The organism is Segatella buccae ATCC 33574 (assembly GCF_000184945.1).
In the GTDB taxonomy this organism is placed as follows: domain Bacteria; phylum Bacteroidota; class Bacteroidia; order Bacteroidales; family Bacteroidaceae; genus Prevotella; species Prevotella buccae.
This window is the reverse complement of record NZ_GL586319.1, coordinates 1-878: the sequence shown is the minus strand read 5'-3', so window position 1 is coordinate 878 and position 878 is coordinate 1. Positions and strand designations below refer to the sequence as shown.

The window sequence follows — 878 nt, the reverse complement described above, 5'->3', positions numbered from 1 at the left end:
CTCAGAGGATGTCGATTTCGCTGTCATCAGTGAAAAAATGAGCGGCAACCAAGTCAAAACGCTCCTGTCGCATCTCATGAAAGAAGTAACAGCAGGCTTGAGGGAGGACAAAGAATTTCCTGATATATCCAAAGGCTCGAAATACAGGAAACAAGCATTCCTCTATGATGCCAAAATAGAACTGGACGCAAGTACAAATCCTATTCCTGCCCGTATAATTGTGGAGATTAGCGCATTTGCCAATCCGTTCCCAAATGAAAAACGGGTGATAGAACCCTTTGTAACTACATTTCTGAAGAGGCAGGGTATGGATGATTTTATCACCCAATACCATCTTGAGCCATTTGAATTGAACGTATTGTCGCTTAAACAAACATTGTGTGAGAAAACTGTTTCTCTCATCCGCTTTTCAATGAGCGATAGCCCATTGCCCGCTTTATCGTCCAAAATACGCCATTTCTATGATTTGGATGCGTTATTGTCGATTGGGCAACTTCGGGGCTATGTTTTTGACAAAGCGTTTGCAAGTGATGTGGAAAGCCTTATAAGACATGACCGACAGGCTTTTGACGAGCCGAAAGGATGGGGTGAGTTGGAAAGTTTAAGCGCGTATCCGTTGATGACAGACTTTGATGCCCTATGGACGTCTTTGTCTCCCATATACGAAAAGAACTTGTCTTTGATTGCTTATCGACCGATACCGTCTCCGGAAGTAATAAAGTCATCATTTGCTATAATACTGAAGTCCTTGGAGAAGGTACATATTGAAAAAATGAGCGCTCAATAACACATATGGAAAGGCCACTCTGCTTTGCCCCCTTTGGCCAAACAGGATTTGCTCACCTTGGCCATAATATGATTGACCCTTGTAAAGTCCT

At 42.8% G+C, this 878-nt stretch carries 1 protein-coding gene; it reads left to right on the top strand.

What is annotated here, in order from left to right:
* Positions 1–787: nucleotidyl transferase AbiEii/AbiGii toxin family protein (locus HMPREF6485_RS13060; protein ID WP_004347229.1), on the top strand; the 787-nt coding region annotated here is incomplete at its 5' end.
* Between the last annotated feature and the right edge of the window lie 91 nt (positions 788–878).